Here is a 7029-nt window from a genome sequence, read left to right as displayed (position 1 = left end):
TATTAATTTATCATTAGTGGTATATCTAATTTTATTTATAAAATCTACTCCTTTTACAATTCCCGTTTCTTTATTTACTTCAACAATATATGGAATAATAGAACTTTGTGTCGCTAATTTAAAAGCCATTGCTAAAGAAAGTAAACAAATTATAAACATTGAAAAAAAGGCAATTTGCCAATTCCTTATAGACTTAGTTAGTTTAAAATAATTATCATGAAAAGAATCAAAAGGATTATTTTCTCCATTTTCTTGTATTTTTCTATTTTTATCAGGTTTATAGTATTTCATTTTTAACCTCACTTAATATAAGTTTTTACATTTGAACCGAACCTGCAAAGCCAAAGAATGTTAACCCCCAAGTTGAGGCTGCGAAAATTATTGATAATCCTAAAACTATACTTAATAACTTTTTCATAGCTGAACCCATTTCTCCAAAAGCCATAGCTCCACCAACTGCAACAATAGCTAAAACTCCAACAGCTTTAGCAACTGGTCCAGTCATAGATTTTAATATTTTATCAAGAGGCCCTTCCCACGGCATACTTGTTGCACTTGCAAATCCATTTTGTGATAGAAATAAAAATCCGAATAAAAAGATACCTACATAATAATTTTTTAATAAACTAAAAAGAATTTTTTTCATTTAAATCCCTCCATTTTATGTTAAATATGTACTTTGAACTTTAATTAGTTATATATTATTGTTTTTTAACCTGCAAGTTTTTTAAAAAAATTTATTCTTAAAAAGAACGAGATGTCTCTTTATTAGAATATTTAGTGTGTTTTTGAAATTGTATTAATTTATTTCTGTTTATAATTCATTGCAATATTAAATTAAATTATGTATTATAAAATAAAAAATTAACATAAATCAAAAGAAATAAAAGCTTATTTAACGTTAATTTTAATTATCAAAAAAAAAGAATAATGCACGTATACCCGTTTCTACTTCGTAGAAACATTATCCGTGAAAATTAGACGGCTTTCGCCAGTCCAATTTTGTTTTTGGGGTAACTACGTTGTTAATAAGAAAAAAGGAGGTGATTTTTAATGGCTATTTATCGTTGTCAAATGAAAAGAGGTCAAGTTGGAAAAGCTAAACCACATGCTGAATATATATTAAGAGAAAATAAGTATAAAGATAAAGGAGACTTAGTATATAAAGAACATGGAAATTTAGCATATAATCCTATTGAATTTTGGCAAAAAGCAGATGAAGAAGAAAGAGTTAATGGATTAACTTATCGTGAATTTGAACTTTCTATTCCTAACGAATTTACAAAAGAACAAGGCATTGAACTTATTAAAAAATTTGTGGATAAAGAAGTTGGAAAAAATCACCCTTATTCTTTTGCAATACATAGCCCAAATTCAACTAATGATATTAATAAAAACTTACATTGCCATTTAATGTTTACAGATAGAAAACTTGATAATATAGATAGAACTTTAGAACAATTTTTTAAAAGAGCTAACTCAATTAATCCTGAACTTGGAGGAGCTAAAAAAGACAGAGAATGGAAAAAGAAAGAAAAACTTTTATCTATTAGAAAATCTTGGGAAGTTTTGGTTAATCAAGAATTAGAAAAAAATGGATTTACTGATAGAGTTAGTTGTGAATCATTAGAAAATTTAAAAGAAAAATCAATAAATAATAACGATTATATAAAAGCTGATTTTTATGATAGAACCCCAATCAATGGAGATAAGATAGTTTTACAAAAAGAAAAAATATTAGGAATTGATAAATTAAATAATACTGAAAAGAAAATGTATTCAGAACATTTGAATAATGTTGAAGTAAAAAAAGAAAAAGAAAGAGAATTAAAAATAAGAGAACAAAAATCAGTTCCAACAGAAAAAGAAACTTTAATTCAATTAATCAAAATAGAAAAAGATACCGTTGAAGAACTTGAAAAAAGAGCTTTAAATATATCTTCTAAAGGTCAATATTTTAAAGAGTTAAGAAATTTAAGAACTATTGAAAAGTCAATTCTTTTGTTTCCACAACAAAAAGAATTTAGAGAACAAAAAATTCAAATCACAAAAGAAATAGAAAATATTGAAAAAGCTGTAAAAGCCGAAAAGAAATATGCTAGGGTTCTTTTTGTTTTGTCTAATACTAGAGAAACTGAAAAAAAATATTTTACAGAACTTTATAAAACTGAATATAATAAAACTTTTAAAGATTATAAAATAGAAAAAGAAAATCATATCAATATTCCAATTAAAGGTAAATTTGATAATAAATACAAATATTATTCTTATGAAAATATATCTTTTAGACTAAAAGAATTAGAACATGAAAAAACAGAAGAATTAGCAAAACAAATATTAACTAAATACCAATTAGAGGGAATAACTGAAAAAGTTTTTGCTTTAGAATCAGAACGAGAAAATCTTAAAGACCAAGAATTTTCATATAGAACTATAAAACAAGATGAATATAATACATACTTAGAAAAAGTTAAAACAAATAAAGACGATATTAATATTTCTTTAGAAAAATATAATGCTTTTATTGGAGAACTAAATAACCATATTTTAGTAAAAGAGTTAAAAGAAAAATTAGATCATAGTTTAAAAATAGAAAAAGAGGTTCTTTCAGACCTTTTAAAAACTAAAAAAGAAGATATTTATATTTCTAAAGAAGAAAAATATTTCTCTCTTGTTGCAGATGTTGAGAGTTTGCGAGATAGTAAAAAGTATTATTTAAACGATACTGAAAAATATGCGAAAAGTATTTATAATAATAATTTAGAGCTATTTATTAAAGAAAAAGAACTGATAACAGCGACTAAAGAACTTAAAATATTTGATTATGATATACTTGAAACAAAAATTAAAAAAGATAAAAAAGAACTAAAAGAAAAGTTAAGTCCACTTTTAGAAAAACAGAAATCTTTAGATGAAATTTTAACGGATAAAAATAAATTAAATGGTGCTGTACTTGATAAATTAACAAACAATCATTATTCTAAAGAACTTGAAAATATAAAAATATCTAAAGAAGTTTTGTCTCACTTAAAAAATTCTTTAGAATCAACTTCAAAAATCAATTTTTTTAAAAGAAATAAACTAAGTTCTTCAATTTTAGCAGAAGAACAAAAAATAAAAGTATCAATAACTTCAAAAAATGAGCTAGACAAATTATCTAGTACAGATAATTTTAAAGCTAGTTTCAAAGAATTTGAAAAACAATTAAAAGATGAAAAAATAGGACTAGATAAAGAAATTAAAGCATTAAATAAAAATATATGGAAAAAATATGTTATGTTAAGAGAAATAGAAAAGTTTGACAAAAGTTCTTCATGGAGTCCATACAAGCATTATCAAAATAAAGAGGTTCAAATATCAAGGTCTATTAAACACGGAATAAATAGTCTTAAAAAAGTTTTAGAAACAAACAAAAATATAAGAGATCGAGAAAATAATTTAAAATTAGAATTGGAAGAAAAAGAAAGAAAAAAAGAATATGAATACGAAAGATAAAGAGGTGCAGAATGAAAAAGTTAACATTGCTTAGTTTAGTATTATCTTCTGTTCTTTGTTATTCAGAAGATAATTTTAAAAAAGAACAAAATACAGAAAATTCAACCCCTGTATATAGTGGAAAATCTATATTTTATAAGAATGGGGGATTGATAGAAATTGAAAGAAATAAAGATATTACAAAAATTACAGAAAGAAAAAAAGAAGTTAAACCAGATAATAAGATTAGAGAAAATAAAGAAAAAAAACCAAATACAGAAGAAAAAAAGAGAACAGAGAGCTAAAAAATTACTTTACATAGGTATGGCTATGGAAATAACAGGTTTACTTTTGTATAACAAAGAAATTATTTTAGGTTATTTTTTTAAAATAGAAATAAATTCTTTAGATTTAAAGAATCTTGAAAATATTGGTTTTCCTTTTATTAAAAATTTAAAAAAATATGATAACGACCAAATAATTTCTTTAACTACTCTTGAAATTAAAAAAAGAAATTCATTTCTTATAAAAAGAGGAGCTTTGACAGAAATAGCAAAAATAGATAATTTAAATTTATTAGTTTTAACAGGAATCTTTTTTTCTTTCAATTATACAAATATTGACAATCACTTATATTTTCAACAAAAAGGTTTAGAATATTTTTTCAAAAAACTAAAGATTAAAGGAGATGAAATGCATGACTAAATTTTTTGATTTTTTTAAACAAAAAATAAATAAAAAACCAGTTCAAATATCAAAATTAGAAACTCTATCAAAACAAGACCCCCCCAAAAATGAACCTAAAAATTTGATTGATGAAAAATACACAGATACAGAGTATTTTGCTTATTTTGAAAATGGAAATATTAAAAAATATGCAAAAGTAAATACCAATGGGGAAATTGAAGGTTATTTATCTATCTTTAATGAAAACGGAGAAATAATAGAAAAAATTAATTATATAAATGGTTTAAGAAAAGGAAATCCTTTTGACTATAAATCAACGGAAGAAATAGCCGATTATTTTGGTTGGGAGTTAGAAGATGAAAATATGTTTAAAGATGAAATCCCTGAAAGTGTAGTTATTATTGACAAAAAAAAGGCTTCTACTTTTCTTTAGGAGGTTTAAATAATGGAAAAAATTTTAGAAAACAGAAAAAAATTTGTTGATGAAGTTATTGAAAGTTTAGAAAAAGAAAAAGGTTTAGTTTGGCTAAAAAAATGGGGAACATTAGGTCCACCTTTTAATCCAACAACAAACAAAGAATATAATGGAAATAATAATTTAATGCTGTCATTTAGAGGTATGCAAAAAGAGTATGAAGATACTCGTTGGCTAACGTATAAACAAGCTCAAAATAATAAATGGCAAGTTAAAAAAGGAGAAAAAGCAACATCTATTGAATTTTTTGAACTTTATGATAAAAAAACAAAAAAACAATTTGATCCTAAATCTATTTCTTCATTATCAAATAAAGAACAAATAGATTATAAAAATCAAAATGTCTATTCTTGTGCCAAAACATATTCTGTTTTCAATGGAGAACAAATAGACAATATCCCAGCATTTGAAAAACCTAAAATTGAAGTTAATTACAACAAAATAGATAAAATAATTGAAAATTCAAATGTTCCATTTTTTTATGATTCAGAAAATGCTTTCTATTCTTCAAATAAAGATGAAATTCATATGCCACATCAAAAATTTTTTAAAAGTGAAAATGCTTTTTATGGAACTGCACTGCATGAACTATCTCATAGTACAGGACATGAGCTAAGAATGAACCGAAATATACATAATAAATTTGGTTCTGAAAGTTATGCGAAAGAAGAATTGAGAGCCGAATTTTCATCTTTTTTTATAGCTCAAAGTAAAGGAATAACATATACAAATGAAGATAAAGAAAATACAAAAGCCTACTTACAAAGTTGGATAAAAGCACTAAAAAATGACCCTAATGAATTTTTTAAAGCAGGAAAAGAAGCGAATAAAATTGCTAATAAAGTTTTATCTTATGAAAATGAAAAACAACCAAGTATGAAAGATTTAATAAAAACAAAAGAACAAATAGAAGAAAAAGGAAGGTAAGATACGCTTAATAGTGGTTATACAGAAGAGTTTAAGAAAACTCTTGTAGATCTCACAATGGCTGAATTATCTCGTGGATATGATGTTGCTACATCCAATTTAGTAGGATGGAAAAAATTAAATTGACATCTAAAATTTAATAGAGTATGTGAAAATTAATCATAAATTATAAACTAATTTTACGGAGGAATTTTAATGATACTTTTGCCATTTTTATGTTTGGGAATTGGAATATTCTTAGGAATATATGTTAAAGATAACAGATTAGCTATTTATTCTGAAAAAATATCAACAGTTGCTTTGTCTTTATTAATTTTTACAATTGGAATTGGAATAGGAGTAGATAGTTCTATTTTAGAAAATTTTCTTAAAATTGGTCTTAACTGTATAATCATATCTAGTTTTGCAATCGGGTTTAGTGTTATATTTACTGTTATATGTGAAAAGACGGTTTTACCTCTTGAAAAAATTGATATTTTATCGAAAGTAAAAGATTTTAATAGTGATTCTAATCTTCAAAAAAAAGAAAATGGTTTAGTTTGGATAATGCCATTAAGTTTAGTTGGAGGAATTGGAATAGGAATGTTGGGACAAAATTATATTGATCCATTATTTATAGAAATGATGTTTACATCATTTTTAATAATTTTATACATATGTGTCGGAATATCTCAAGGAGTAGAAAAAGAAATCTTTAGTTTTATAAATATATTGGGGATAAAAATAATCTGGTTATCTATTGCAATTACTGCGGGAAGCATAATGGGAGGGATAATAGCCGGAAAAATTTTAAATTTACCATTAAATGTTTCAGTCATTTCAGCAAGTGGAATGAGTTATTATAGTCTTACCGGAGCTTTTATGGTAAAAATGTATGGTTTGGAGGTTGGAACATATGGATTTATTGTTAATATAATGCGAGAATTATTAACTATAATTTTTATGCCATTTTTAATAAAAATTAGTATTGGAAGTCCTATTGCAGGAGGAGCAGCAGGAAATATGGATGCTATGCTTATACCTGTAACAAAATTTGTTGGACCTAGATTAGGTTTAGTTACCCTGATAACAGGGACGATTCTGACTTTTATCATTCCTTTTTTATTACCATTATTATCATCAGTATTATAAATTTATTTTATTATTTATTTATTATCACATGAGAGTAGAAGTTGTCATATATGATAATTTTGTGCCAAAACAGACAACTGTTACAATTCTCTCTGTTCTGCACTAGAACAAAAGTTGTTGACATATTCTTAAAACAAGATTATACTGTCTTTGTAAATGACGAAAAGTAAACACAAAGATGAAATAATAAAAATTAATATACGGAGGTAACACAATGCAAAGATTTACGATCCCAAGAGATGTATTCTTTGGTGCAAATGCATCAGAATATTTAAAAACAATTAAAGGAAAAAGAGCTTTCATAGTTGTTGGTTCAGAGAGAACAGTAAAAGATG

At 24.8% G+C, this 7029-nt stretch carries 8 protein-coding genes; 6 read left to right on the top strand and 2 right to left on the bottom strand.

The window, feature by feature from the left end:
* Positions 1-291: VirB8/TrbF family protein (locus Q0V09_RS05740; protein WP_297487612.1), on the bottom strand; the 291-nt coding region annotated here is incomplete at its 3' end.
* A gap of 25 nt (positions 292-316) precedes the next feature.
* On the bottom strand, positions 317-646 hold the full coding sequence (locus Q0V09_RS05735; RefSeq protein ID WP_297487610.1) for a TrbC/VirB2 family protein: 330 nt from the start codon (positions 644-646) through the stop codon (positions 317-319).
* A 407-nt stretch (positions 647-1053) separates the two neighbouring features.
* Between Q0V09_RS05735 and Q0V09_RS05730 the strand changes: the two genes are divergently transcribed.
* The 6 genes from Q0V09_RS05730 (at position 1054) to Q0V09_RS05705 (ending at position 6694) form a co-directional block, all read left to right on the top strand.
* Positions 1054-3495 (top strand): MobA/MobL family protein, encoded by a 2442-nt coding sequence (locus Q0V09_RS05730; RefSeq protein WP_297487607.1) that lies wholly within the window; start codon positions 1054-1056, stop codon positions 3493-3495.
* Positions 3496-3506: 11 nt separating this feature from the next.
* The gene (locus Q0V09_RS05725) at positions 3507-3779 is read left to right on the top strand and encodes a hypothetical protein (protein ID WP_297487605.1); all 273 of its coding nucleotides are present in this window, start codon (positions 3507-3509) and stop codon (positions 3777-3779) included.
* 25 nt (positions 3780-3804) lie between these two features.
* Complete coding sequence (locus Q0V09_RS05720; protein ID WP_297487603.1) at positions 3805-4179, top strand: hypothetical protein; 375 nt, start codon at positions 3805-3807, stop codon at positions 4177-4179.
* On the top strand, positions 4172-4594 hold the full coding sequence (locus Q0V09_RS05715) for a hypothetical protein (protein WP_297487601.1): 423 nt from the start codon (positions 4172-4174) through the stop codon (positions 4592-4594). Before Q0V09_RS05720 ends, Q0V09_RS05715 begins: the two co-directional genes overlap by 8 nt.
* Before the next feature lie 12 nt (positions 4595-4606).
* On the top strand, positions 4607-5563 hold the full coding sequence (locus Q0V09_RS05710) for a zincin-like metallopeptidase domain-containing protein (RefSeq protein ID WP_297487599.1): 957 nt from the start codon (positions 4607-4609) through the stop codon (positions 5561-5563).
* A 195-nt stretch (positions 5564-5758) separates the two neighbouring features.
* A complete protein-coding gene (locus Q0V09_RS05705) occupies positions 5759-6694 on the top strand; it encodes a lysine exporter LysO family protein (RefSeq protein WP_297407851.1) in 936 nt (311 codons plus the stop codon).
* The last annotated feature ends 335 nt before the right edge of the window (positions 6695-7029 follow it).

This window comes from uncultured Cetobacterium sp. (genome assembly GCF_947039425.1).
Classification (GTDB): Bacteria; Fusobacteriota; Fusobacteriia; order Fusobacteriales; family Fusobacteriaceae; genus Cetobacterium_A.
The sequence above is the reverse complement of the archived record's forward strand: the minus strand, read 5'-3'. Positions and strand labels throughout refer to the sequence as shown.